The sequence below is a fragment of the Acinetobacter indicus genome (assembly GCF_009914475.1).
In the GTDB taxonomy this organism is placed as follows: Bacteria; Pseudomonadota; Gammaproteobacteria; order Pseudomonadales; family Moraxellaceae; genus Acinetobacter; species Acinetobacter indicus.
The window spans coordinates 968466-992613 of the sequence record NZ_CP045198.1 but is presented as its reverse complement, the minus strand read 5'-3'; the positions used below and the strand labels follow the sequence as shown (position 1 = coordinate 992613).

22 protein-coding genes and 2 pseudogenes are annotated in these 24148 nt (G+C 48.2%); 12 read left to right on the top strand and 12 right to left on the bottom strand.

Going from position 1 to position 24148, the window contains the following annotated elements:
* Positions 1 to 21 precede the first annotated feature (21 nt).
* From GA693_RS05240 to GA693_RS05195, 10 genes and pseudogenes are all read left to right on the top strand, one after another.
* Positions 22 to 2799 carry a nitrate reductase gene (locus tag GA693_RS05240; RefSeq protein ID WP_160241287.1) on the top strand — a complete coding sequence of 926 codons (2778 nt, stop codon included), beginning with the start codon at positions 22 to 24 and terminating at the stop codon, positions 2797 to 2799.
* Complete coding sequence (gene mobA, locus GA693_RS05235; protein WP_160241288.1) at positions 2796 to 3425, top strand: molybdenum cofactor guanylyltransferase; 630 nt, start codon at positions 2796 to 2798, stop codon at positions 3423 to 3425. Before GA693_RS05240 ends, mobA begins: the two co-directional genes overlap by 4 nt.
* A gap of 177 nt (positions 3426 to 3602) precedes the next feature.
* The gene (gene moaA, locus GA693_RS05230; protein ID WP_160241289.1) at positions 3603 to 4640 is read left to right on the top strand and encodes a GTP 3',8-cyclase MoaA; all 1038 of its coding nucleotides are present in this window, start codon (positions 3603 to 3605) and stop codon (positions 4638 to 4640) included.
* Between the two features lie 2 nt (positions 4641 to 4642).
* Complete coding sequence (locus GA693_RS05225; RefSeq protein ID WP_016658102.1) at positions 4643 to 4894, top strand: MoaD/ThiS family protein; 252 nt, start codon at positions 4643 to 4645, stop codon at positions 4892 to 4894.
* Between the two features lie 3 nt (positions 4895 to 4897).
* Positions 4898 to 5422: a molybdenum cofactor biosynthesis protein MoaE gene (locus GA693_RS05220; RefSeq protein WP_160241290.1), complete on the top strand. Its 525-nt coding sequence runs from the start codon at positions 4898 to 4900 to the stop codon at positions 5420 to 5422.
* A 50-nt stretch (positions 5423 to 5472) separates the two neighbouring features.
* Positions 5473 to 6396, top strand: coding sequence for a bifunctional molybdenum cofactor biosynthesis protein MoaC/MoaB (moaCB, locus tag GA693_RS05215; protein ID WP_160241291.1), 924 nt, complete (start codon positions 5473 to 5475; stop codon positions 6394 to 6396).
* Positions 6396 to 7628: a molybdopterin molybdotransferase MoeA gene (locus GA693_RS05210; RefSeq protein WP_160241292.1), complete on the top strand. Its 1233-nt coding sequence runs from the start codon at positions 6396 to 6398 to the stop codon at positions 7626 to 7628. The genes moaCB and GA693_RS05210 overlap by 1 nt, the downstream gene beginning before the upstream one ends.
* An 11-nt stretch (positions 7629 to 7639) precedes the next feature.
* Positions 7640 to 8395 carry a molybdate ABC transporter substrate-binding protein gene (gene modA, locus GA693_RS05205; protein ID WP_160241293.1) on the top strand — a complete coding sequence of 252 codons (756 nt, stop codon included), beginning with the start codon at positions 7640 to 7642 and terminating at the stop codon, positions 8393 to 8395.
* 12 nt (positions 8396 to 8407) lie between these two features.
* Positions 8408 to 9093: pseudogene (modB, locus tag GA693_RS05200) on the top strand (molybdate ABC transporter permease subunit).
* A pseudogene (locus GA693_RS05195) lies at positions 9093 to 9751 on the top strand (ATP-binding cassette domain-containing protein). Before modB ends, GA693_RS05195 begins: the two co-directional pseudogenes overlap by 1 nt.
* Here GA693_RS05195 and GA693_RS05190 read toward each other — a convergent pair.
* Positions 9748 to 10671 carry a LysR family transcriptional regulator gene (locus GA693_RS05190; RefSeq protein WP_160241294.1) on the bottom strand — a complete coding sequence of 308 codons (924 nt, stop codon included), beginning with the start codon at positions 10669 to 10671 and terminating at the stop codon, positions 9748 to 9750. The pseudogene GA693_RS05195 and the gene GA693_RS05190 sit on opposite strands and share 4 nt — an antisense overlap.
* A gap of 237 nt (positions 10672 to 10908) precedes the next feature.
* On the opposite strand from GA693_RS05190, the gene GA693_RS05185 reads away from it, so the two are divergent.
* Entirely contained in the window at positions 10909 to 11964 is a 1056-nt protein-coding gene (locus GA693_RS05185) for an aromatic ring-hydroxylating oxygenase subunit alpha (RefSeq protein ID WP_160241295.1), read from the top strand.
* 26 nt (positions 11965 to 11990) lie between these two features.
* On the opposite strand, the gene GA693_RS05180 is transcribed toward GA693_RS05185, so the two are convergent.
* Complete coding sequence (locus GA693_RS05180) at positions 11991 to 13082, bottom strand: zinc-binding metallopeptidase family protein (RefSeq protein ID WP_160241296.1); 1092 nt, start codon at positions 13080 to 13082, stop codon at positions 11991 to 11993.
* A 338-nt stretch (positions 13083 to 13420) separates the two neighbouring features.
* Between GA693_RS05180 and GA693_RS05175 the strand changes: the two genes are divergently transcribed.
* A complete protein-coding gene (locus tag GA693_RS05175; protein WP_160241297.1) occupies positions 13421 to 14308 on the top strand; it encodes a DMT family transporter in 888 nt (295 codons plus the stop codon).
* A gap of 120 nt (positions 14309 to 14428) precedes the next feature.
* On the opposite strand, the gene pcaD is transcribed toward GA693_RS05175, so the two are convergent.
* From pcaD to catA, 10 genes are all read right to left on the bottom strand, one after another.
* On the bottom strand, positions 14429 to 15208 hold the full coding sequence (gene pcaD / locus GA693_RS05170) for a 3-oxoadipate enol-lactonase (RefSeq protein WP_005178103.1): 780 nt from the start codon (positions 15206 to 15208) through the stop codon (positions 14429 to 14431).
* A gap of 60 nt (positions 15209 to 15268) precedes the next feature.
* Positions 15269 to 16474 (bottom strand): 3-oxoadipyl-CoA thiolase, encoded by a 1206-nt coding sequence (gene pcaF, locus GA693_RS05165; RefSeq protein ID WP_160241298.1) that lies wholly within the window; start codon positions 16472 to 16474, stop codon positions 15269 to 15271.
* 134 nt (positions 16475 to 16608) lie between these two features.
* Entirely contained in the window at positions 16609 to 17262 is a 654-nt protein-coding gene (locus tag GA693_RS05160) for a 3-oxoacid CoA-transferase subunit B (protein WP_016658115.1), read from the bottom strand.
* A 19-nt stretch (positions 17263 to 17281) separates the two neighbouring features.
* Complete coding sequence (locus GA693_RS05155; RefSeq protein WP_016658116.1) at positions 17282 to 17968, bottom strand: 3-oxoacid CoA-transferase subunit A; 687 nt, start codon at positions 17966 to 17968, stop codon at positions 17282 to 17284.
* 24 nt (positions 17969 to 17992) lie between these two features.
* On the bottom strand, positions 17993 to 19219 hold the full coding sequence (gene benE, locus GA693_RS05150) for a benzoate/H(+) symporter BenE (RefSeq protein WP_087662389.1): 1227 nt from the start codon (positions 19217 to 19219) through the stop codon (positions 17993 to 17995).
* Between the two features lie 53 nt (positions 19220 to 19272).
* Positions 19273 to 20058: a benzoate diol dehydrogenase BenD gene (benD, locus tag GA693_RS05145; RefSeq protein ID WP_160241299.1), complete on the bottom strand. Its 786-nt coding sequence runs from the start codon at positions 20056 to 20058 to the stop codon at positions 19273 to 19275.
* Positions 20059 to 20096: 38 nt separating this feature from the next.
* On the bottom strand, positions 20097 to 21113 hold the full coding sequence (gene benC / locus GA693_RS05140) for a benzoate 1,2-dioxygenase electron transfer component BenC (protein ID WP_160241300.1): 1017 nt from the start codon (positions 21111 to 21113) through the stop codon (positions 20097 to 20099).
* A gap of 95 nt (positions 21114 to 21208) precedes the next feature.
* Positions 21209 to 21700 carry a benzoate 1,2-dioxygenase small subunit gene (benB, locus tag GA693_RS05135; protein ID WP_131261937.1) on the bottom strand — a complete coding sequence of 164 codons (492 nt, stop codon included), beginning with the start codon at positions 21698 to 21700 and terminating at the stop codon, positions 21209 to 21211.
* The gene (benA, locus tag GA693_RS05130; RefSeq protein WP_160241301.1) at positions 21697 to 23082 is read right to left on the bottom strand and encodes a benzoate 1,2-dioxygenase large subunit; all 1386 of its coding nucleotides are present in this window, start codon (positions 23080 to 23082) and stop codon (positions 21697 to 21699) included. Before benA ends, benB begins: the two co-directional genes overlap by 4 nt.
* Before the next feature lie 74 nt (positions 23083 to 23156).
* Entirely contained in the window at positions 23157 to 24077 is a 921-nt protein-coding gene (catA, locus tag GA693_RS05125) for a catechol 1,2-dioxygenase (protein ID WP_160241302.1), read from the bottom strand.
* Positions 24078 to 24148: the final 71 nt, after the last annotated feature.

Genomic DNA, 24148 nt, shown 5'->3' with positions numbered 1-24148 from the left:
TAATTAAGGAGCACAGCAGCAATGAATAGTATCCCAGTGGTGGAACTGCATAGCTCCACAGAATTAAAAACGATGACTACGCAAACCACCTGTCCTTATTGTGGGGTTGGTTGTGGGGTGAGGGCTCATGTCAGCCATTCACCACAAGGCGTGCAGGTGAAAGTCGAAGGCGATGTGCAGCATCCAGCCAACTTTGGCAAGCTGTGTATTAAAGGTAGCAATCTGGCCGATACCTTGGGGCTAGAGACACGGGTATTAACCCCAATGCTGGGCCGTAAGGACAACCGTCAGCCAACAGACTGGCAGACTGCCACCACCGAAATTGCGCAAAAATTCCAGCATTGTATTGAGCAATATGGCCCGGAAAGTATTGCTTTTTATGTTTCGGGGCAATTGCTGACCGAAGACTATTATGTGGTCAATAAATTTGTCAAAGGTTATTTGGGCACGGCTAATATTGATACCAACTCGCGGCTGTGTATGTCTTCTGCGGTGGCGGCGCATAAACGGGCCTTTGGCGAAGATCTGGTGCCTGCCAGCTATGCAGATTTTGAACAGACCGAGATGGTGGTGCTGGTCGGTTCCAATACTGCCTGGTGCCATCCGGTTCTGTATCAGCGCATGATGCAGGCCAAAGAACAGCGCAATCTGTTTGTGGTGGTGGTCGACCCACGCTTTACCGCGACCTGTGAAGCGGCCGATTTACATTTGCCGATTATGCTCGGGCAAGATGTTGCATTATTTAACGGCTTGCTGCAGTACTTACAGCAAAATGGTCATCAGGACCACAATTTTACCGCTGCCTATACCGAAGGCTTGCAGCAGGCGTTAGAAGCCAGCGCCGCGGAGCAGCAGCTGGAAAATGTGGCAGCGCGTACCGGGATTTCTGCCGAGAAATTACAGCTGTTTTTTGAAAAGTTTGCCCAGACTGACAAAGTCATGACCTTGTTTTCGATGGGGGTCAATCAGTCTTCACAAGGGGTGAATAAAGCCAACAGTATTATCAATTGCCATCTGTTAACAGGCAAAATTGGCAAGCCGGGCGCAGCACCGTTTTCCATGACCGGACAACCGAATGCCATGGGTGGCCGTGAAGTGGGGGGACTGGCCAATATGCTGGCGGCACATCTGGATCTGGATCAGCCGGCCCATCAGCAGCTGGTACAACAGTTCTGGAACAGTCCAAAAATTGCCACCCAAGCGGGGTTAAAAGCGGTCGATCTGTTTGAAGCGGTAGAAGCCGAGAAAATCAAGGCACTGTGGATTATGGCCACCAATCCGGTGGTGAGTTTACCCAATGCCGATCAGGTCAAACGCGCCTTGGCGCAGTGTGATTTTGTGGTGGTGTCGGATATCTGTCAGGATACCGATAGCACTGCCTATGCCGATGTTTTATTACCGGCTTTGGGTTGGGGCGAAAAAGAAGGCAGTGTTACCAATTCCGAACGGCGCATTTCCAGACAGCGTGCCTTTTTGCCCGCACCGGGCCAGGCCAAGGCCGACTGGTGGGCGATCAGTCAGGTGGCCAAGGCCATGGGCTTTCGCGGTTTCGATTATCAGCATGTGCATGAGATTTTTCTGGAACATGCGGCTTTATCGGCCTGTGAAAATGGTCCGGTGACACAGCGTCAGGACTATCCGCTATTTCGCTACTTTAATTTAAGCGGTCTGAGCCAGCTAAGCCTGCAACAGTATGAACAGCTGCAGCCGTTGCAATGGCCAGTATTAACGCCTCAGCAGAATCCACCGGTGGAACAGCTGTTTACCCAGGGACAGTTTAGTTTTCCAAATGGCAAAGCCCGTTTTATTGCCACTCAGGCCATCGACCCGGTACATGGCGCTTGTGAAGATTATCCTCTCATTCTGAATACTGGCCGGATTCGTGACCAGTGGCACACCATGAGCCGTACCGGTTTATCGGCCAATTTAAGCACTCACAAAGCCGAGCCCTATTGTGAAATTCACCCCAATGATGCACTGAAATATGGCCTGAAAGATGGGGAACCGGTGGAGCTGAAATCCCGCTGGGGCAGTTGTGTACTGCGGGTTGAAGTTTCGACTGGTATTCGCCGTGGTCAGCTGTTTGCGCCCATTCACTGGAATGATCAGGTCGCTTCCGATGCGCGAATTGGAAAAGTGGTCAATCCGGTGGTGGATGCCATTTCCGGCGAACCCGAATTTAAACATACCCCGGTTAGCATCCAGCCATTTTATACCGACTGGCAGGGCGTGCTGTATATTCGCCACGGTCATGAAGCGGCAGTTCAGGCCACTTTGGCGCAGGTAGCGTGGTGGAGCAAGATTCAGACCGCCAAAGCGGTGCGTTATGAACTGGCCGACCGGAAAAAATTTAAACATACCGCCGCACAGATTAAACAGCTGCTGCAGCTGGAAGATAGCCGCTTTGAATGGCTGCAGCTGGAAGATCCATCGGCATTCATCAGCCATAGTGTGGTGTTACAGGACGGAATTTTAATTGCCAGCCTGTATATTGCGCCCAACGCTTTATTGCCCGATCGGGACTGGGTTGCCAGCCTGTTTAAACGTGAGCGTTTAAGTGCCACGCATCGCAAAGCCTTGCTGGCCGGACAGGCGATGTCGGTACAGAACAATGAAGGACCGCTGGTATGTAGCTGCTTTAAAGTTGGCAAAAACCGCATTATCCAGACCATTCGGGAGCAGCAGTTAAGCCATGAAAAACAGATCACGGCCTGTTTAAAAGCTGGCGGCAATTGTGGCTCATGTTTACCGGAAATCCGTGGGCTGATTAAAGCCTGTCAGATGGAGGAAATGCCATGAATCGCAACTCCGCCATCATGCAGGCCGATTATCCTGTGACCGATCTGGTCATTCTGGCGGGCGGACAAGCCCGCCGCATGAATGGCATGAACAAGCTGCTGCAAAAGTTTGATGATGACATCCAGCTGCTCAAAATCCAGCGGCGCTTTAAAACAGAAATTCAGCAATTGTGGATCAATAGCCATCGCGATCGTTCTATTTACGCTAGATTGCTGCCGCATCTGCAGTGTTATCATGATGATGAAGGCGGTTTTCTAGGCCCGTTGATGGGCATGAAAAGCGCTTGGGGCCATGTGCAGGCCGACTATGTGCTGTTTGTTCCCTGTGATGTGACCTATATTCCGCCCGATGTGCTGCCACGGTTGCATCAGCGTCTGGCCAGACAGCCGCAGGCCGACGTGGCCTATGTGATGATGAACGGACAGGCGCTGTATCCATTTTGTCTGATGAAACGCAGCAGTTTGCCCACACTTCGCGCGCATCTTGCACAACATCAGCGCAGTTTAAAGCACTGTTTCGCAGAAATGCATGCTCAGGTGGCAAAATTTAAAAATCGTGCGCTATTTTTTCACAGTATTAACTCGCTGGATGAACTGCAACAGTATCGTCAGCTGAAATTTCTTTAAAAATCATCTCATTTCTTCGCTTCTAGCATGTGCTGGGCAGAATTTAAACACTCTCTTTATCAAAAGCTCAAAGTTGGAACATTAATTGCAAATTCAAGCCTAAAGCGCGGCATGTGATCCGTGCAAACCTATTGCCTATTGCACAGCCATGAAGCAATTGCCCAGAGGATAACAGGCGTGAACAATCCCCAGATTCCCGTGAGACCCGCATATTTTCAGGATCAGTTTGGCCGGAGCAAACGCAAACTGCGGATTTCTGTGACCGATCGCTGCAATTTTAAATGCGTCTACTGTATGCCTGAACATCCTGAATGGATGAAGAAACATCAGTTGCTGAGTTTTGAAGCCTTGCTGCAGTTTTGCCAGTTGATGGTTGAGCAGGGGATTCAGCATATCCGGATTACCGGCGGCGAACCGCTGATGCGCCAGGGTGTGGTGCATTTTATCCGGGATTTACAGCCCTTACGCCAATTGGGCTTGGCGCGAATTTCCATGACCACAAATGGCCATTATTTAAGCCGCTATGCGCAGGAATTAAAACAGGCCGGTCTGGATGATTTAAATATCAGTCTGGACAGTTTAGATCCGCAGCAGTTTTTTACGCTAACCCAAAAACAGTTACAGCCGGTACTCGACGGGATTCAGGCCGCGCAGCAGGCGCATTTGCCCATCAAACTGAATAGCGTGCTAATCAAAGGCATTAATGACGACCAGATGGTGCCACTTTTGCAGTGGAGCAAAGCCCGGCAGATTCCGCTACGTTTTATTGAATTTATGCCGCTGGATGGTGATGGTCACTGGAGCGCCGCGCATGTAGTCACCGAGCAGGAAATTTTGCAGCGCTTAAGCCAGCATTTTCCGGTCGAAGCCATCCACAGCCAAGGCGCGAATCCGGCACGGGAATATCGGGTCGATGGCCATCCGGTGGGGATTATTTCCACCATCAGTCATGCCTTTTGTGGCCAGTGTGACCGGTTGCGTTTAAGTGCCCAGGGTGAACTGTATAACTGCCTGTTTGCCGAACAGCCTGTGCCCTTAAAAGTATTGATTGAACAGCTACAGACTCACACGGCGCCCGTGGCACGTGAGCAGTTACTGCAGCAATTACAAAGCTATATCTGGCAGAAAAAAGCCGGCTTTCATGCCATTCATTCTCAAGCCACAACCACTGCCGGGAGTACCCGGAAAATCAGCATGTATATGATTGGAGGTTAAGTATGCACGATATCCTGATTCAGATTGAAGCCTTTGGCGCTGTAAAACAGGCGCTGCCAGAAACTATTCAGATGCAGTGCCTGCCCGGTACGGCCATTGCGGACTTGTTGCTGCAGTTAAACCACAGTTATCCAGCGGCAGCGTCTCTGGTCGAACGTTGTGCCTGCGCGATTGGTGAAGATATTGTGCCACGCCAGCAGACCTTGCAGCACAGTACCACGCTGGTGTTGCTGTCACCGGTGGCAGGAGGTTAAACGATGCAACATCTAAAACAGTTTGCCCGGATTCAGGATATGCCACTCAGCCAGTCCAGCTTCGATGAGATTCAGCACTTTCCCGAATGTGGTGGCATTGGCATTTTTGTGGGCACAGTTCGCAACCATCATGAAGGTAAGGCAGTGCAGTCGCTGAAATATACCGCCTATGCACCGGTGGCAGAAAAAATGATCCGGCAGATTGAGCAGGAAATTCAGCAGCAATATGGCGTGTCTTATGTGCGGGTCATCCACCGGATTGGGGATTTAGCCATTGGTGAAACCGCAATTATTGCCATGGCGTATGCGCCGCATCGCCGTGAAGCCTTTCAGGCCTGCGAGGTGGCGGTAGAGCGGGTCAAACATGAAGTCCCGGTCTGGAAAGAAGAATTTTATTGCGATGGCAGCAGCCAGTATGTCGAAGGCTGTTGTATTCGTAAAGATCATCCGCCAGTGGAAGCGAATACGCAAACCGATTGCTGCAATCACTCCCATGCAGGCGAAAACGCCTATCAATGGCCGCTTTAAATCCGATGTTAAGCCTAATTTTTTTAAATCAATAATTCCGGAATACCATCATGAAAAATGTAGGCATGAAAGCCGAAACCTATCGTACTGCGGTGGCCAGTGCCATTTTATATGCGCCGCCGCACTGTATCGAGCTGCTGCGTCAGGGCAATACTGAAAAAGGCGATGCGCTGAAAACCGCGCGTATTGCCGGTATTCTGGCGGCCAAACGTACCGATGAGCTGATTCCGCTATGCCATCCTTTACCGATTTACCGGGCCGATGTGGATTATGAACTGCATGAACAGCATGTCGAGATTATTGCCACGATAGAAACTATTGGTCCGACCGGTGTCGAGATGGAAGCCTTAACCGCAGCCAGTCTGGCCGGACTGACCTTATACGACATGCTGAAACCGCATTGTGAACCGGAAGATTTGTGTCTGGATCAATGCAAACTGCAACAGAAAAAAGGCGGTAAATCCCATTTTAGCCGGGTCTTGGCGCAGCCGATGCCAGCCTCGGTGATTGTGCTGTCCGATACCGTCGCCGCGGGTAAAAAACCGGATACCGCCGGCCAGAATATTCTGGAAATATTGGCAGAGGCCAATTTCCAGCAGGTTCAGTATCAGGTGATTCCGGATAGCCCGGAACAGTTGCTGGCCTTAATTGAACAGCAGAAAAATCAGTATCCGCTGATTTTAACCGTTGGCGGCACTGGTCTTGGCCCGAAAGATTTAACCGTAGAAACCCTGGCTCCGCTATTAGAACGGGAAATTCCAGGGCTGATGGAAGCCTCGCGCAGTTTTGGCCAGAAACGCACGCCGTATGCGGCTTTAAGCCGTGGAGTGGCTGGCTATATTGAAAATAGTCTGGTGATGACTTTACCGGGCAGCCGTCAAGGCGCGAAGGAATCCTTGCTGGCGGTATTACCGGCCTTGGTGCATGTCTTTGATGTGCAGAAAAATATTCCACATGCAGGAGGCTATCAATAATGTCAGGCTGTGGTGCAGAAAGCGGGCTGATCAGTCTGGATCAGGCGTTGGACAAGATGATTGCGGCAACACCCTGTCTGGAGGTGGAAACCCTGCCACTACAACAGGGCCTGCATCGCTATTTAGCTGAAGATATTTATGCGGGGATTGATCTGCCTTTATTTTCCCAAAGCGCGGTCGATGGCTATGTCCTGTGTAGCGATGGAGAGATAGCGCCAGGCGAGCAGTTCCAGCTGGTCGGTGAAATCCGGGCCGGTCAATCAGCCGATGTGACGCTGCAGCGTGGACAGGCGATGCGTATTTTTACCGGCGCGCCTATTCCTGCTGGCACCACCACGGTGGCACGTCAGGAAATTGTACAGCGGATGTCTAGCCATCTGATTCAGCTGGAGGCTGCGCTCAAACTGCATGCAGATATCCGGGATGTGGGCGAAGAAATTACCCAAGGTCAGTTACTGGCATCAGCCGGACAATATTTAAATATCGGCGCAATTGCGGCTTTAAGCATGGCCGGTATTGATCAGGTGCAGGTCTATCAGCAGCCTAAAGTTGCCGTGCTGATTACCGGGGATGAAGTCGCGCAGTCGGCTGCAGATCTGCAAGCAGGAAAAATTTTTGATGCCAATGCGCCTTTAATTGCAGCCTGGTGTCAGGCACGGCATCAACCTGTGCATATTGTGCATGTGGAAGATAATGAAATTGCCTTAATCCGATACTTTCAGCAACTTCAGGAGGAGTATGATGTCATCATCAGCACTGGCGGAATTTCGGTTGGTGATTATGATTTTATCCGTCCGGTGGCTTTAAATGTAGGCTTTGAGCAGGTGTTCTGGAAAGTGAAACAGAAGCCGGGGAAACCGGTTTTTTTCGCCAGATACCGAAAATCGGCTAACAAATTTTGTCACTTATTGGCATTGCCGGGCAATCCTGCGGCGGTATATGTTGGAATCTCGATCTATACGCAAACTTTATTAGAAGTATTACAAGGGCAAAGTCAGCCGCCCGCGTGGTGGACAGGGCAAATACAACATGACTTAAAGCCCGATGCGAGAGAAAGGATTTTAAGAATGGCCGCCTGTTTTGAAGATGGGGTGTTGAAACTGCACAGTTTAGCCAAGCAGCAGTCGCATATGCTCAGTAATCTGATGTATGCCAACTGTCTGGTGCGTGTGCCGGCCCATCAGCCGATTCAAAAAGGCCAATGCTTAAAGGGAATATTCATACAGCATTGAGGGAGTGCGTTTTGAAGACCATCCAACTGGGTTTAATCTGTGTCGCCTTGTGCTTAAGCACATTCAGTCGAGCCAATTCCGTTCAGGTGTATGCAGCTGCAAGTCTGGGCCCGGCATTGACGGATGTGATTCGGCATTATCAGCTGCAACATCCAGAAGCCAAGATTGTACCGGTTTTTGGCACTTCATCGACCTTGGCCAAACATATTGTCCGCGGTGCAAAAGTCGATCTTTATTTTCCGGCCGATCAGGACTGGATGACCTATCTGGTGAAACGCAACAAGGTCAAAGCCAGTCAGGTCAAACCAATTATTTATAACCAGCTGGTGGCAATTGCCCTGAAAGATGCGCGGATTCCGTTTCGGGCGCATCCTACCTTTAATTTTCCTCAGGCCTTTACGGGCCGGCTGTGTACCGGACAGGTCGATTCGGTGGCGGTTGGAAAATATGCCAAACATAGTCTGACCAAGCTGGGCTGGTATAAACGGCTGGAAAAACGCATTATTGGCACGTCGGATGCCCGGGCTGCTTTGGCCTTTGTCGAGCGCGGTGCCTGTCAGGTCGGCATTGTTTATCGCAGCGATGCCGTCAGTAGCGATAAAGTAAAAGTGCTGGGTGCGTTTCCGGTACAGACCCATCCGGACATTGTCTATACCGCGGCTTTAACCAAACAGGGTGAAAAGAATCGTCAGGCGGTCAAGTTCCGGCGCTATCTGGGTAGCGTCGCGGCTCACAAGATTTTTGTTCAACATGGTTTTCGTCCCTAGGTTGCTGCTTTGATGCTCAGTCCCGAAGAACTAAGTGGTTTATATCTGTCTGCTAAAGTGGCCAGTGTCGCGACCTTGTTTTGCCTGCCATTTGCAATTTGTCTGGGCTGGATGCTGGCACGCTATGAATTTCGCAGCAAGTTTTTGCTTGAAGCCATGTTACAACTGCCGATGGTTTTACCACCGGTAGTGCTGGGCTATGTATTGCTGGTGCTGTTTAGCCCGCAAGGCTGGATTGGACAGGTTTTGGCCCACTGGGGCATTGAGCTGGCGTTTAACTGGAAAGGCGCAGTACTGGCTGCCATGCTGGTGGCGTTTCCCTTGCTGGTTCAACCGATTCGTTTGTCTTTCAAATGTTAAATCCACAGCTGGAACAGGTGGCAGCCTCACTTGGGGCTGCGCCGCTGAAAGTCTTTTTCAGTATTAGCTTACCGCTGGTGCTGCCCGGGATTCTTATGGGCAGTATTCTGGGCTTTAGCCGCAGTCTGGGTGAATTTGGCGCCACCATTACCTTTGTTGGCAATATCCCGGATGAAACCCGCACCATTCCCATCGCTATTTATACGCTCATTCAACAGCCTGATGGCGAAGCTGCTGCCATGCGTCTGGTGCTGTTATCCACCGGCTTGGCTTTTGCCGCCTTACTGGCCAATTATTTTATTCTGCACAGATATCAACGTAAATTGGGGCAAAACTGATGCTGGATTGTCAGATCGATTATCAGAATGCGCAGTTCAAATTACAGCTGCAGCTGACCTGTGCAGAGCAGATTGTCGGGATTCTGGGGCCCTCCGGTTCCGGGAAAACCAGCTTTCTGCATCTGCTGGCCGGACTGTGCTGAATCACCGTTTATTGCTCGATACCCAGCAGCAGGTATTTGTGCCTGTGCATCAACGTAAAATTGCCCTGATTTTTCAGAAAGCCCTGTTATTTCCGCATTTGAATGTTGAGCAGAATTTAAGATATGCAGAAGGTTTACAGCCGCTGGCACAGCGTAAATTTGAGTTTGAGCAGATTGTTGAGCTGTTAGAACTGTCCAGGCTGATTCGACGCAAAGCGCATCAATTATCTGGCGGGGAAGCACAGCGCGTTTCGATTGGCCGGGCTTTATTGTCTGCACCGCAGTTATTGCTGCTGGATGAACCTTTAAGCGGACTGGATCAGCAGTTAAAACAGCAGATACTGCCATTTTTAAAACGCATTCAGCGCGAATTGCAGCTGGGTATGATTTATGTGACCCATCATCCGGAAGAACTGCTGGAACTTCAGGCCACGGTGTATCAAATGCAAAAAGTGCAGGGCATCAGCAGTTTGCAACGGGACAAGGTAGTACCTTTGATTCAGCCGGTTTGTTAAAGCTCGGCAATTTGCTGTTGTAGCTGCTCCATCTGCTCGGTTAACTGTTTCATCATGATTTGCGCAATCCGGGAAAGCTGTCGTTTCGGTGCCACACACAGGGCCAGCGTCAGTGGATATAAACCTTTGTCCTGAACCGGTTTAAAGATGGCTGTTTGATGTTCCAGGAGCGGCAGTGCATCTAAATAACTCATTAGCCCCAGCCCCAAATTCTGCTTTAACAATGACATTAACATACGAATGTCATTACATTCGATGCGGCTGCGCGGACTAAACTGATGGTGCTTATACAGCGCGCTGACATATTCATGAATAATCAGCGGTGGTGCTGGCATTAAATGGGCATAAGGCAAGGTATCGGAAAAATACAGCGGTGTTTGTTCTGCCAGAGGATGCTCAACTGGAATCACAAAACCCAGCGGAATTTCCACAAAAGCCACCACTTCTAAATGCGGATGCGCTTGCGGATTCAGCAGCAGGCCAAAATCCAGCTCCGCGGCCTGAATCATCTGCGCGACTTTTTCACTGTCCAGCACATGCACGAGAAAATCAATCCAGGGATAATGCTGGCTCATGTGTTGCATCGACTGCAGCACAAAACTTTCGCTGAGCGCTGAAATTAAGCCAAATTCAATGCTGCCACGATGCAGGCCCTGAATTTCATCAAAACGGATGCGGGTCTGCTGAAATTCTTTGTGCCATTTTAATAGATCGGCATACAGCAACTCTCCGGCCAAAGTCAGCCGTAGCCCATGATTCAGACGTTCGAACAGCGCAATCCCGAGTTCCTGTTCGGCCAGTACAATTTGTCGATGCACGGCAGATACCGAAATAAACAGCTGTTCGGCTGCCTTGCGCAAGCTGCCGGTTTGCGCCACCGCAATAAAATAGTCTGAAAAACGCGAAAACGGGGTATTCACCATTTAAGACCTGGCCAGCGTGATATTGATAGATTTTAAAAGAGCAAGATCTGCGCCAGTTCAGGCCAATTTTGACTAAAGTGTTCGAATATTTAGAACAGATCATCAAAAACATTCTAATAGACAGAAAAAGCAGAAGCTCTTAATTTAAAACAGGAAATTAACAATAAACGACATGAGAAAACCGCGGATTTCCGTTTGTTCTTGACCCTGTATAGCTTAAAAGTGAGCCAGCCTATGAATGCGATTCCTGTAATCCACCTGTTTGCCCAACCCCATGACAGCCGCTTTGATGCCAGTGACTGGCATATTCTGGCGCAGCATTGGTATCCGGTGGCACGAATTCAGGATGTCAGCAGCCAGCCGCAACAGGTGACCTTGCTAGATGTGAAAATGGCGCTGTACCGGACAGAAAGTGGTGACATCCAGCTGGTGCGGGATATTTGCCCACATCGCGGTGTGCCTTTAAGCAAAGGCTGGGTAGAGGGCGAGGAAATTATCTGTCCTTATCATGGGCTGCACTATAACCGTGCCGGCAAATGCACCAAAATTCCGGCCCAGCCCGACCTGACCCAGATTTCGGAGCGTTTTAGCCTGACCACGTTTCCGGTGGTGCTGAAATATGGTCTGGTCTGGACCAGCCTGTTCGGGCGGGATGAACAGGCAGCCAATTTTCCGGTGCTGGACACCTGGGAAGATGCGGAGCATCAATCCATTTTACCGCCCAGTGTGGATATTGCCGGTTCCAGCGGCCGTCAGTTAGAAGGCTTTATTGATGTTGCACATTTTGCCTGGGTACATCATCAGGCCTTTGCCGATCGGGACAATCCGGTGGTACCGAAATATCATACCGAACGCACTGACTATGGCCTGAAAAGTATCTATATTTCCAATGTCAGCAATTATCCGCATGGTATGCAGCATTTAGCACCCGAAGGCTTTTTATGGACGCGTGAATTTGATGTTTATCCACCCTTTGCAGCGACCTTGACTATTTATTTTCCGAATGATGGCATCTTGAAAATCTTAAATGCCTGCTGTCCGGTATCGGCCAATCAGACCCGGCTATTTGTGCCTTTAACCCGGAATTTTGATACCACCGGTGACCTGCAAGCGGTTTACGATTTTAATGCGCAGATTTTTGCCGAAGATCAGGACATGGTAGAAAGCCAGAAACCGGAAGAGCTGCCGCTGGATTTAAGCATGGAAGCCCATTTTGAGGCAGATCGCTCCTCGGCCTTATACCGCCGGATTCTGGCCGAATGGGGCCTAAGTAAACGCTATATCGTGTAGCAAATCTCATTGAATTGAAAGTGAGCTTAAGCAGGATGACTGGCCTGATTGGATTTAAAGGCTTTATCCAGCACATGCCGGTGAATAAAACGCAGTTTGTCTTTTACCGGCTCGGTCAGTTTAAACGGATAGGCATCATCCAGCCCGATACTACGATTCAGCGCATTCAGATTAAAGGTCAGGGCAATCCAGTTTTCTAGAATATGTTCAATATCCTTGCCGCCAATCGGGCATTCGGTAAAGTACAGATTGGCCAGGGTACGGCCGTTGCCTTGCACCCGGATTCCGGCAAAATAGGCGGTTTCCAAGGTATCCATCATGTGCAGATAATGCGCCCAGGTTTCAGCCCAGTCTTCCCAGGGATGGGTGGTGGCATAGGTGCTGATATAGCTGTCCTGCCAGTCGGGGGGCGGGCCTTGTTCATAATGGCGTTTGAGCGCCATACCATAATCCTGACGCTCATCACCAAAATAGTAGCGGAATTCATCGACCAGTTCCGGATGGCGGTTTTGCATCACATCAAAATAATAATGGCCGCTTTCATGGCGAAAATGGCCGAGCAGGGTACGGTAGTTTTCTCCCATGGTTACGCGCGTGGTTTCCCGATAAACCACATCGGCTTCAATGGCATTGAGGGTAATCAGACCATTGGCGTGGCCGGTCAGCACCGGTTGGCCTTCCATGGGCATTAAAAATTCATAGCGCAGGCCATAGCGGTCATCTTCAGAACGTTTTGGCCGCGGCATAATATTCATGCGCTGCGCCAGATATAAAAACCGCCGTTTAGCCTGTTCCAGATAACGCCAGTACTGGATATTTTCCGGTTCATCTAAATTGGGGATGGTGTGGGTAAGCTGGCAGGACTCGCAATAGATATTTTCATCATCGACGGGAATCATCCAGTTGCAGACCTGATAGTGACTATAATTAAAACAGGGCTTAAATTTCTGATTACGATAGCTCTCATTCAGGCTGACCCATTCATTTTCGCTATCCTTACGAAAGGTGCCCATATCTTTTTCGGAGGCAACAAAGCCAATGGGTGCCTTGCAATATTCACAAAATGAGGCACCAAAAAAAATCTGCTGATGGCATACCGCACATTCAAAATACTTCATTCTTGATCCTCAGCCTGCAGGATACGTCCATTTATCTAAACATAGATTGAGTCAGGAGGGTATTTGAAACCCGCTATAAAATTGTAGCAGATTTACAAAGTTGCCTGATGCGATCAGTCGCTTAGCCTCATTTTGAGTCGAAAAACCATGTGGATGCAAACGGCAAGCATGTGCCTTGCAGTCATCGCATTCCGGATTAAAAGGAACATAAAAGCTGCAAATAGACAGAATTGGAGATTTATTCAGCAAAGCCACGGTAAATGGATGAAAAATGGTCGAATATGCGCCATGAAAGGAGTAGATTAAACCTTATTCCCGATCATATTTTTCATACTCGCATGGCCAGTACCTGGATTCTTTTTACCCTGATGGCTGCATTTATGCAGGCCTGGCGCAATGCCTTTCAAAAACAGCTCAGCATGACGGTCGACGTTTATGGCGTCACGCTTGCACGCTTTATTTTTGCCTTGCCGTTTGCGGTCGGTTATTTGAGTTTTTTATATCTGCAGCAGCCTGCCGCAACGCCGGTTCGCTTTAGCGGGAAATTCTGGCTGTATATTGCTGTGGCGGCTTTTTGCCAGATTCTGGCCACCATTCTCATGGTGCAACTGTTCAAGCAGAAAAACTATGCCATTGGTGTCGGACTGGCCAAAAGCGAGGCGATTCTGGCGGCTTTAATTGGCGTGGCACTACTGGGCGAATATTTAAGTCTGCTGGGCTGGCTTGGCGTCGTATTAGGCGGCGTGGCGGTCTTTTTACTCAGTAAAGGGCCGGCCAATACCAAGCTGTCTGTCAGCACGTTGGCGATTGGGGTGGGCAGTGGTCTCAGTTTTGCCATTACCTCACTGCTGGTGCGTGAAGCGAGTCTGGAACTGGAGAATTTACCCTTTTTACATCGTGCCGGCTGGGTATTATGTTTTGTGATCGGGCTGCAATGTATCAGCATGTTGTTGTATTTGGGGCTGTTTAGCCCGCATACCTTACAGGCCATGTGGCAGCGGCTGGGACTGACCTTTAAGGTGAGTATTTGCAGTTTTCTGGCCTCCCTTGGCTGGTTTAGTGCCATGAGTATGCAGACTGTGGCCTTGGTCAAAACTTTGGGACAGATTGAAATTCTATTTAGCTTGCTGATTTCTGCCTTTTTCTTTAAGGAAAAACTGGCCCGAACCGATCATCTGGGCTTGGTACTGGTGGTGATTGCCGCGATGCTGGTGATCTGGGCTTAAAGTTGAAGTAGATGGGCAGGGCATCTCAGTAGAATCATCAATCTTTTTAAAAATTGCCTAAAAACAAAAAAAGATAATCCGGAGATTATCTTTTTTTAAATGCTTTCAACCGAGCTGGGTTTAACGTTGAATAAACGCCTGCACCGCCTGATTAAAGGCTTCTGGCTGTTCAATATTGGAAATATGCGAAGCATTAATTTCAAATAGTTCAGCGTTGGCAATGCGTTGTTGCATAAATTCACCATCGGCTACAGTTGTTACCGGGTCTTGCTGACCAGCAACAATGAATACCGGTACCTGAATGTCTTTTAACTGTTCACGTACATCCGCTTTAGCCAAAGCTTCGCAGCAGCTTGCATAACCCTCAGGGCTGCCAGCTCCCAGGTCGTTTGAAAGAGTCGCTACAGTTGCTGCGTTACTTTGGATAAAGGGTTCGGTAAACCAACGACCGGCCGCCGTTGATGCAATAGGGGCCAAACCTTGTTCACGGACCAGTGCGGCACGCTCATTCCAAGCCTGTTCCTGACCAATTTTAGCGGCTGTATTACAGACCACAACATGGCTAAAACGTTCAGGCTTGTTAATTGCCAGCCACTGACCGGTCAAACCACCCATCGAAATCCCACAGAAGGCTGCTTTTTCAATATTTAAATGATCGAGCAGATTCACCACGTCTTGGCCGAGCTGGTCAAGCGTATATGGACCTTGTGGAGCAGAAGATGCGCCGTGACCACGGGTGTCATAGCAAATGACAAAAAAGTCCTGCTGGAAGTGGTCAATTTGCGGTTGCCACATTTTAAAGTTGGTACCTAGCGAGTTAGAAAATACCAGCGCAGGTTTTGTCGCATCACCAAAGGTTTGGTAATTAATTTCAGCATCTTGAGATGTAAATGTTGGCATTGAATCCCTCCCGACCTCCCTTTAAAAAAGGGAGGGGAAATTTAATTTGTTATCGTATCTTTAAACGCGTTCAATAATCAAAGCGATGCCTTGACCGACACCAATACACATTGAGCACAGGCCATATTTGCCGCCAGTGGCTTCCAGCTGGTTCAGGGCCGTGGTGACCAGACGCGCACCTGATGCACCGAGTGGATGACCCAGTGAAATGGCGCCACCATTCGGGTTCACTTTCGCGGCACCATCTTCCAGATCAAGGTCACGGGTACACGCCAGTGCTTGAGCAGCAAAAGCTTCGTTTAGCTCAATCACATCCATCTGCTCTAACGTCAGACCGGTTTGGGCCAACAGTTTTTTAATGGCTGGCGCTGGACCAAAGCCCATAATGCGTGGTTCTACACCGACTACTGTTGCACCAATAATTTTGGCACGTGGTTTTAAACCGTATTCCGCTACCGCTTCATCAGAGGCAATTAATAATGCTGCTGCACCATCGTTAATACCTGAGGCATTACCGGCAGTCACAGTACCATCGGCTTTGACCACAGGTTTTAGCTTGGCCAAACCTTCTAACGTGGTTGATGCACGTGGATGCTCATCGGTATCGACCACAACTGGTTCGCCTTTACGCTGTGGAATGACCACAGGTACGATTTCATTTTTAAAGAAACCTTTGGCTTGTGCGGCAGCGGTACGTTGCTGGCTTTCAAACGCAAACTTGTCCTGATCTTCACGGTTAATGTTGAACTGTTCTGCCACGTTTTCTGCAGTTTGTGGCATGGTTTCAACACCATACATTTCTTTCAGTTTCGGGTTAATGAAGCGCCAGCCCATGGTGGTGTCTTCAATTTTCTGGCTACGGCCATAGGCAGATTCAGATTTACCCATCACAAATGGTGCACGTGACATGCTTTCTACACCACCCGCCACAATCAGATGTGCTTCACCGGCTTTAATGGTACGCGCCGCCATGGCAACCGCATCCAGTGATGAACCACATAAACGGTTTAAAGTTGTTGCAGGCACCTGATGCGGCACACCCGCCAATAGCGCAGACATACGACCCACGTTACGGTTGTCTTCGCCGGCCTGGTTGGCACAGCCGTAGATCACGTCATCTACTTTTTCCCAGTTAACACTTGGGTTACGCTCCATCAGCGCCTGAATGGGAATGGCACCCAGGTCATCTGTACGTACAGGAGCAAGTCCACCTGCGTAGCGACCGAATGGGGTGCGAATAGCATCAATGATATATGCGTTTTTCATTTTTTCTGTTTCCTAAATTCTTTTTTAATCCCCCTAAATCCCCCTTTAAAAAAGGGGGACTTTTCCTCCCTTGCTTGCGCTGAGTTTTTAAAGCCGTGCTTTAAAACTCGCTCAGGGAGGTTGGGAGGGATTACTTAACCCTGTGTCGCATCAATCAGCTTCGCACCGGTCAGGGATTGCAGCTCTTCAAATGACAGACCGTCAACTTTCTCAATCACTTTCATGCCTTCAGCAGTCACATCAATCACGCACAGGTCGGTATAAATACGATCTACACATTTCAGGCCAGTTGCTGGATAGCTCAGCTCCGCTACAATTTTCGGCTCGCCTTTTTTAGTCACGTGATCGGTAGTGATAAAGACTTTCTTGGCACCAACTGCAAGGTCCATTGCACCACCTACTGCAGGAATTGCATCTGGGGCACCAGTATGCCAGTTGGCCAGGTCACCATTTTCTGCAATCTGGAAGGCACCCAATACGGCGATGTCCAAGTGACCGCCACGCATCATCGCGAAAGAATCTCCATGATGGAAGAAACAGCCACCGGTTAGCATGGTTACATATTCTTTACCGGCATTGATCAGTTCCGGATCTTCTTCACCTGGCGCAGGTTTTGGACCAAAGGCCAATAAACCGTTTTCAGAATGCAGGAATACATCTTTATCTGCAGGCAGGTAGTTTGAAATTTTGGTTGGCAGGCCAATCCCGAGGTTGACATAGGCACCATCTGGAATGTCTTGGGCAACGCGTTCAGCAATCTGGTCACGTGTTAATTTGGTATAGCTCATCGTGTTCTCCTTCACGTATTTATGCTGATTGTTCAGGCTGTTTGGCAGCAACTGACACCACATGCTGTACAAAAATACCCGGAGTGATGATGTGCTCAGGATCAAGCTCACCCAGTTCAACCACTTCTGCGACCTGTGCAATGGTGACATCTGCCGCCATGGCCATAATCGGGCCAAAGTTACGAGCAGATTTACGGTACACCAGGTTGCCCCAACGGTCGCCTTTGTAGGCTTTAATTAAAGCAAAATCGGCTTTAATCGGGTTTTCCAGAACGAATTCTTTGCCTTCGTAATTTAAGGTCGGTTTACCTTCAGCCAGTAAAGTACCAAAGCCAGTTGGGGTGTAGATTGGGCCTAAACCCATACCTGCAGCCTGAATACGGCAAGCCAGGTTACCTTGCGGCACTAGTTCCAGCTCGATTTTGCCAGCACGATACAGTTCATCAAAAATATAAGAGTCAGACTGACGAGGGAACGAGCAGATGATTTTACGTACAGCGCCTGCTTTGAGTAATTTGGCCAAACCGTAGTCGCCATTACCGGCATTGTTATTGACGATGACCAAATCCTTGATGCCCAGTTCAATCAGGCCATCAATCAGTTCAGCAGGCTGACCTGCTGTACCGAAACCACCAATCATGATGGTTGAACCATCTTTAATTTGAGAGAGCACATCTTTTAAAGATGCTGAGCTTTTATCAATCATAGTTGTTTCCTAGTCAAACAAACTTCATTGACCCGTGCTTTTGCTTGGGCTTGAAGGTGAGGTCAGTCCTGATAAACCGGTTCTGCTTAAAATGACATGAGCCAGAATACCCAGACAAATTCCCCAAAAAACTGAGCTGAGACCTAAAAACTGCATACCCGATGCAGTTGCCAGGAAGGTAATAAGTGCTGCGTCACGCTGGTTTTCCTGATGCATGGCGGCATTTAAATTGATGCCAATGGCTCCTAGAAGTGCCAGACCGGCCAATGCTGCCACCAATTCTTTCGGGAGCAGGCTAAACAGCATCACAATGCTGCCGGCAAATAAACCGCCTAAAATGTAGAACAGGCCGTTGGCAATCCCGGCGATATAGCGCTTTTCTTTCAGTTCATGCGCGTCTTTGCCCATGCACAGCGCGGCGGTAATTGAGGCCAGGACAATAGTGATCCCGCCAACACACGCCACCGCCAGCGAAGCGATACTGGTGGTGGTAATAATGGGTTTAGCCGGCGTGTCGTAGCCACTGAGCTTTAAAATGGCCATCCCCGGTAGAAACTGACCAGACAGGCTGACTAAAATCAGCGGTAAGGCCAGGTTAAGGGTCGAGTTCCAGGTCCATTCCGGCGCAATAAACTGCGGCACTGCCAGGCTAAAACTCATTTCGACCGGATTCATGGTGCCGAGCAACAGGCTCAGGCCAATTCCGGTCAATAGTACATACAGCATGGCATAGCGCGGACTAAAACGTTTGGCCAGTAAGAACACCAGCAACATGCCAAATACAATAAACGGCATGTTGTTACTGGCGGTAAACAGACCAAAGCCAAACTGGCACAAAATGCCGGCCATCATGCCTGCTGCAACTGCTTGCGGAATTAAGGCCAGCAATTTGTCGAAATAACCGGTAATCCCAATAATGAAAATCACCACGGCTGAGGTGATGTAGGCTGCAACGGCTTCGTTCAGGGAAATATCAGGAAAGAGGGTGACCAGCAAGGCCGTTCCGGGTGCCGACCAGGCGGTGACCACCGGAACTTTGAATTTAATTGAAAGGAAGATACCGGCAACGGCTGCGCCAATAGAAATGCCCCAAATCCATGAAATCATCATGGCATTGGACACTTGAGCCTGTTGGGCTGCCTGGAAGAAGATGATTAAAGGACCGGCATAGGAAATCAGTACAGCTAAAAATCCTGCAACTGTGGCTGATAAGGACCAGTCTTTTCTTAAGGTATCTAACAGGTGACTCATTGTTTGCCTCCGTGCAAGTCTGGCAATGATCCTGTACAAAAAAGATGATCAGGTTAACCCTGATCACCACCACCTACAGGTACAACCGTACCTGTCATGTACGATGATTCATCAGAAGCAAGGAATAAAATCGCATTCACTTGTTCCTGAATGGTGCCGTAGCGCCCCAAGAAAGTACGATCAATTGTTTGATCTACCACTTCTTGCATCCACGCTTGTTCTGATTCAGAAAGCGGGTTGGCATTACGTGGTACTTTGCGTGGTGGTGCTTCAGTGCCGCCTGTGGCAATTGCATTGACGCGAATACCGTCTTTGGCGTGTTCAAAGGCAAGGGAAGCGGTTAAGCCATTCACACCACCTTTTGAAGCCGAATACGGCACACGGTTAATACCACGTGTTGCAATAGAAGATACGTTTACAATCGTACCTTTTTGATTCTTAATCATTTCTGGCAACACGGCACGGCAGCACCATAGGGTTGGGAACAATGAACGATTCACTTCCTTGATAATTTCTTCTTCAGAAAATTCTTGGAAAGGTTTCATCCAGATTGCACCACCGACGTTGTTGATGAGTACATCTACACGGCCATAGGTATCGAGTGCTTTTGCAACGACAGATTCTGCACCTGCAAAAGTTTCAAGATTGGCTTTTACAGTAACAGCATCGCCACCAAGCTCTTCAATTTCAGCCAACACTTCTTCTACATAAGGAGAAAGGTCAGCCATGACTACTTGTGCGCCTTCGCTAGCCACTTGTAAAGCCACACCGCGACCAATGCCTTGAGCGGCACCAGTCACGATTACAACTTTGTTTTCAAATCTTTTTGAGCGATTCATTGTATTCTCCGACTATGTTTCTAGACTGTCTAACAAACTTAGTTGGCAGAGAATTTTTCAAATAGGAAGCTTGCAGGTTTAACACCTTCTGCATCTAACCAGCCACGTACCGCTTCTACCATTGGCACTGGACCACATAGGTACACATCAACATCACCACCGTTGAGCCATTCGTTTTCGATATGGCCAGTCACGTAACCTTTACGCTCGTGTGCAGATTCCGGATTCGCCACAACAGTGCGGTACTCGAACCAAGAGAATTTTTCTTGTAGTTCGTTTAATTTTTCAATTGCAACCAAGTCAAAGTCATTGGTCACACCAAAGACTAAACGTACAGGGTACTCAGAACCTTTTTCTTCAAGCACTTGCAGCATAGACATAAATGGTGCAATACCCGTACCACCCGCTAACATCACCACAGGGCGTGCTACATTACGTAAGTAGAAGCTACCAAATGGACCCGTAAAGGTCATTTTGTCGCCAGCTTTAGCGTTTTGGCTTAAGAATTCGCTCATTTTGCCGTTTGGTACGTTACGTACCACAAAGCCAGTTAAGCGGTTGCCAGGCTTAGAGCTGAAAGAATACGAACGAGTTTCTGTTGTGCCTGGAATACCCACATTCACATATTGACCTGCAAGGAAGTGAATATCTGGTTGACCTTCATCTAACTGAATATCAAAGGTAATAGTCGAGTCAGATAAGTTTTCAACACGTGCCAATGTACCTTCAAATGCATGAATTTCAGTTTTACATACATCAGAAGTGGCTTGAATTTGGAATACTGCGTCTGAAGTTGGTTTACATTGGCATGCAAGAATATAGCCTTGTTCAGCTTCTTCTGGTGTCAATGCATCTTCAATATAAGTTTCTTCAGGCATGTCATACGAACCTGATTCACAAAACGCACGGCACGTTCCACATGCACCGTCACGGCAGTCCAAAGGAATATTGATCTTTTGACGGTAAGCTGCGTCTGACAGTGTTTCACCATCTGTAACAGAAATAAAACGTGTAACGCCATCTTCAAATTGAAGTGCAACATTGTGGTTTGACATGGCTGAATATCCTATAGAAATCTTTAAAACTTGACCTTTCAGCCAAAATTCCATCTGGCTGAAAGGTTTTTACCTAGCTGTAAATCAATACAGTCTTAGAGGTGATAAATGTCGATTACTTGGTTGATGTAATCGTTTTTCAGCACCACGTACTTGCTTAAAATTTGTGGTTTGTCGCCAGAAAAGTCGATTTCGTAGCGTGACATACCAAAGTAGCTGTAGTTGGTTTTGTAACGGAAACTTAAGGTGTTCCAGTTAAAACGTACAGTCACTTTATCGCCATCACGTTCAACAATTTCGATGTTGTTGATGTTGTGGCTCGTACGTGTGTCTGGCATGGTTGCAGACGAACGTTCAGTTTTGATACGGAACACACGGTCTTCCAAACCTTGACGGTCTGGGTAGTAAATCAAAGAGATTTCAGACTGTGGATCTGTAGTTAATTGGTCATCGTCATCCCAAGCTGGCATCCAGAAAGAAGCAGTAGGAGCGTAGCACTGTAACCACTCATCCCATTGTTCATCATCTAAAAAGCGAGCTTCTTGATAAAGGAACTGTGCAACTTTTTCTAAAGTGATGTCGCTCATGCGTTTTCTCCTTCAGTTGCAGCAAGCTCTTTCTCGTCAGCAATCGCTTTTTTCATAAGTTTGAGCCAGAATTCGTGTTGAGCAAGGTATAAACCTTCGTCTTCAGTTTTAATACCTGAAAGTTTTGGTTTTAAACCAATTTCGTTGGCTGCATCGTCTGGACCTTGGATCCAGTGTTTGGCACCACGGCTCATGTCGTTCCATTCCAGGGCAATACCGGCATAACCTGCCTGACATGCACGGAATTCTTCAAGATCGTCTGGGGTTGCCATACCTGATGCGTTAAAGAAATCTTCGTATTGACGGATACGGCGTGCGCGTGCTTCTGGCTCTTCACCCACAGGTGCGATACAGTAAATAGTCACTTCAGTCTTATCTACAGACAGCGGACGTAACACACGAATTTGTGAACCGAACTGATCCATGAAGTACACGTTTGGATAGATACACAGGTTACGGGAACGCTCGATCATCCATTTCGCCATTGGCGCACCGAATTTCTCGGTATATTCATCTTTTTTGGCAAAGTTTGGACGGTCTTCCGGGTTGGCCCATTGTGTCCAAAGCAGCATGTGACCATTTTCAAAGCCGTAAGAACCACCGCCTTGTTTGCCCCATGAACCTGCACTCATAGCACGAATATTGTCGCCAGCTTCTTTTTCTTTACGTTGCTGAGTTGTTGCAGCGTAGTTCCAGTGTACTGCAGATACGTGGTAACCATCGGCACCGTTTTCAGCAGTCAGCTTCCAGTTACCTTCATAGGTATAGGTTGATGAGCCGCGTAATACTTCCAGACCCTGGTCAGACTGACCCACGATCATGTCAATAATTTTGGTGGCTTCGCCAAGATATTCTTCTAGTGGTGGAACATCCGGGTTTAAGCTACCGAACAAGAAACCTTTATAGCTTTCAAAACGGGCAACTTTTTTCAAGTCGTGTGAACCGTCTTTATTGAAGCAATCTGAATAACCCGCATCGGCAGGGTCTTTCACTTTTAACAACTTACCAGAGTTGTTGAAAGTCCAACCGTGGAATGGGCAAGTATAAGTTGCTTTGTTACCACGCTTGTAACGACATAACTGTGCACCACGGTGTGAACACGCATTGATCATGGCATTCAGTTCACCTTGACGGTTACGTGCAATGATGATTGGCTGACGGCCCATGTAAGTGGTGTAGTAGTCATTGTTGTTTGGAATTTGGCTTTCGTGTGCCAAATAAACCCAGTTGCCTTCAAAAATGTATTTCATTTCTAGGTCAAACAGGGCTTGGTCTGTGAATACTGAACGGTGTAGTTTAAATTCACCAGATTCAAAATCATCAACCAATAGCTCATCAATGCGGTCTAAGTGGCTGGTGTTAATTACAGGAATACGAGGCATGTCCTTTCTCCGACTTTCCAAGGAGGGGAAGTCATCGGGATGAATCTAATGATTACATCCCGATTCCATTCAAATTATGCGCTTGCGCGGCGACGTTCAACTTCAGTAGAAGGAGCGCCTTCTTTATCTTTCTGAAGAACAACGTTGAATTGGATGTATTTGAAAGGACCTTTCAAACCACGACGTGCGATTTCAGCTTCGTCAGTTACGTCTACAGCTTCAGCAACTAGACCTTCACGAGTACCGAATGCGAAGTCGTCCCAAAGGTATTTATCACCTTCGATGTTGAACTGAGTCGTAAGCTTACGGTAGCCAGGTGCAGAGATGAAGTAGTGCACGTGAGCTGGACGTTGACCGTGACGAGAGATTTGGTTCAATACACCTTGAAGTGGACCTTCAGGGTTTAAGCCATAACCTACAGGCATAGTTGTTTGAGCAACATATTGACCTTTTTCGTCAGCTAAGATTGAGCGACGTAGGTTGAAGTGGCTTTGTGACTTATCAAAGAATGAATAGTTACCGTGGCTGTTTGCATGCCATACTTCAACTTTAGCACCAGGAATGATGTTGCCGTCAGTGTCAGTTACTGTACCTTCAATGATTAAAGTCGGGATTTTGCCTTCTTCAGAACCATCGTCCATACGAGCAAAACCAGTAGATTCAGGCGCACCTGCAACATACAATGGACCTTCAATTGTACGTGGCGTACCACCAGTCAAGCCTGCTTTCGCGTCAGCTTCGTCAGCACGTAAGTCTAGGAAGTGTTCAAGACCTACAGCAGAACCCATCAATGCAAACTCATCAGCTTTTGCAATATCAATGATAGTTTCAATACCTTTCCAAACTTCTGATTGGCTTAAATCTAAGTCTTCAATCGCTTGGAATAAATCTGTAACTAAACGAACAAGTACCTGTTGTACACGTGCATTTACTGGACCTTCTGAAGTGTCCACGTTACAAGCTTTAACTACATTTTCAATGGTTTGACGATCCATACAATTACTCCTTGAATGTATGTATATAGTTGTCGTGGCTGCCTGAATGCTTGTTTGGCTGGCTGATCTGG

Bases quoted from the DNA above. Each gene is read 5' to 3' on its own strand.
- GA693_RS05240 (WP_160241287.1), top strand. From the start codon at position 22: ATGAATAGTATCCCAGTGGTGGAACTGCATAGCTCCACAGAATTAAAA.
- mobA (WP_160241288.1), top strand. From the start codon at position 2,796: ATGAATCGCAACTCCGCCATCATGCAGGCCGATTATCCTGTGACCGAT.
- GA693_RS05225 (WP_016658102.1), top strand. From the start codon at position 4,643: ATGCACGATATCCTGATTCAGATTGAAGCCTTTGGCGCTGTAAAACAG.
- GA693_RS05220 (WP_160241290.1), top strand. From the start codon at position 4,898: ATGCAACATCTAAAACAGTTTGCCCGGATTCAGGATATGCCACTCAGC.
- moaCB (WP_160241291.1), top strand. From the start codon at position 5,473: ATGAAAAATGTAGGCATGAAAGCCGAAACCTATCGTACTGCGGTGGCC.
- GA693_RS05210 (WP_160241292.1), top strand. From the start codon at position 6,396: ATGTCAGGCTGTGGTGCAGAAAGCGGGCTGATCAGTCTGGATCAGGCG.
- GA693_RS05185 (WP_160241295.1), top strand. From the start codon at position 10,909: ATGAATGCGATTCCTGTAATCCACCTGTTTGCCCAACCCCATGACAGC.
- GA693_RS05180 (WP_160241296.1), bottom strand. From the start codon at position 13,082: ATGAAGTATTTTGAATGTGCGGTATGCCATCAGCAGATTTTTTTTGGT.
- GA693_RS05175 (WP_160241297.1), top strand. From the start codon at position 13,421: ATGGCCAGTACCTGGATTCTTTTTACCCTGATGGCTGCATTTATGCAG.
- pcaD (WP_005178103.1), bottom strand. From the start codon at position 15,208: ATGCCAACATTTACATCTCAAGATGCTGAAATTAATTACCAAACCTTT.
- pcaF (WP_160241298.1), bottom strand. From the start codon at position 16,474: ATGAAAAACGCATATATCATTGATGCTATTCGCACCCCATTCGGTCGC.
- GA693_RS05160 (WP_016658115.1), bottom strand. From the start codon at position 17,262: ATGAGCTATACCAAATTAACACGTGACCAGATTGCTGAACGCGTTGCC.
- GA693_RS05155 (WP_016658116.1), bottom strand. From the start codon at position 17,968: ATGATTGATAAAAGCTCAGCATCTTTAAAAGATGTGCTCTCTCAAATT.
- benE (WP_087662389.1), bottom strand. From the start codon at position 19,219: ATGAGTCACCTGTTAGATACCTTAAGAAAAGACTGGTCCTTATCAGCC.
- benD (WP_160241299.1), bottom strand. From the start codon at position 20,058: ATGAATCGCTCAAAAAGATTTGAAAACAAAGTTGTAATCGTGACTGGT.
- benC (WP_160241300.1), bottom strand. From the start codon at position 21,113: ATGTCAAACCACAATGTTGCACTTCAATTTGAAGATGGCGTTACACGT.
- benB (WP_131261937.1), bottom strand. From the start codon at position 21,700: ATGAGCGACATCACTTTAGAAAAAGTTGCACAGTTCCTTTATCAAGAA.
- benA (WP_160241301.1), bottom strand. From the start codon at position 23,082: ATGCCTCGTATTCCTGTAATTAACACCAGCCACTTAGACCGCATTGAT.
- catA (WP_160241302.1), bottom strand. From the start codon at position 24,077: ATGGATCGTCAAACCATTGAAAATGTAGTTAAAGCTTGTAACGTGGAC.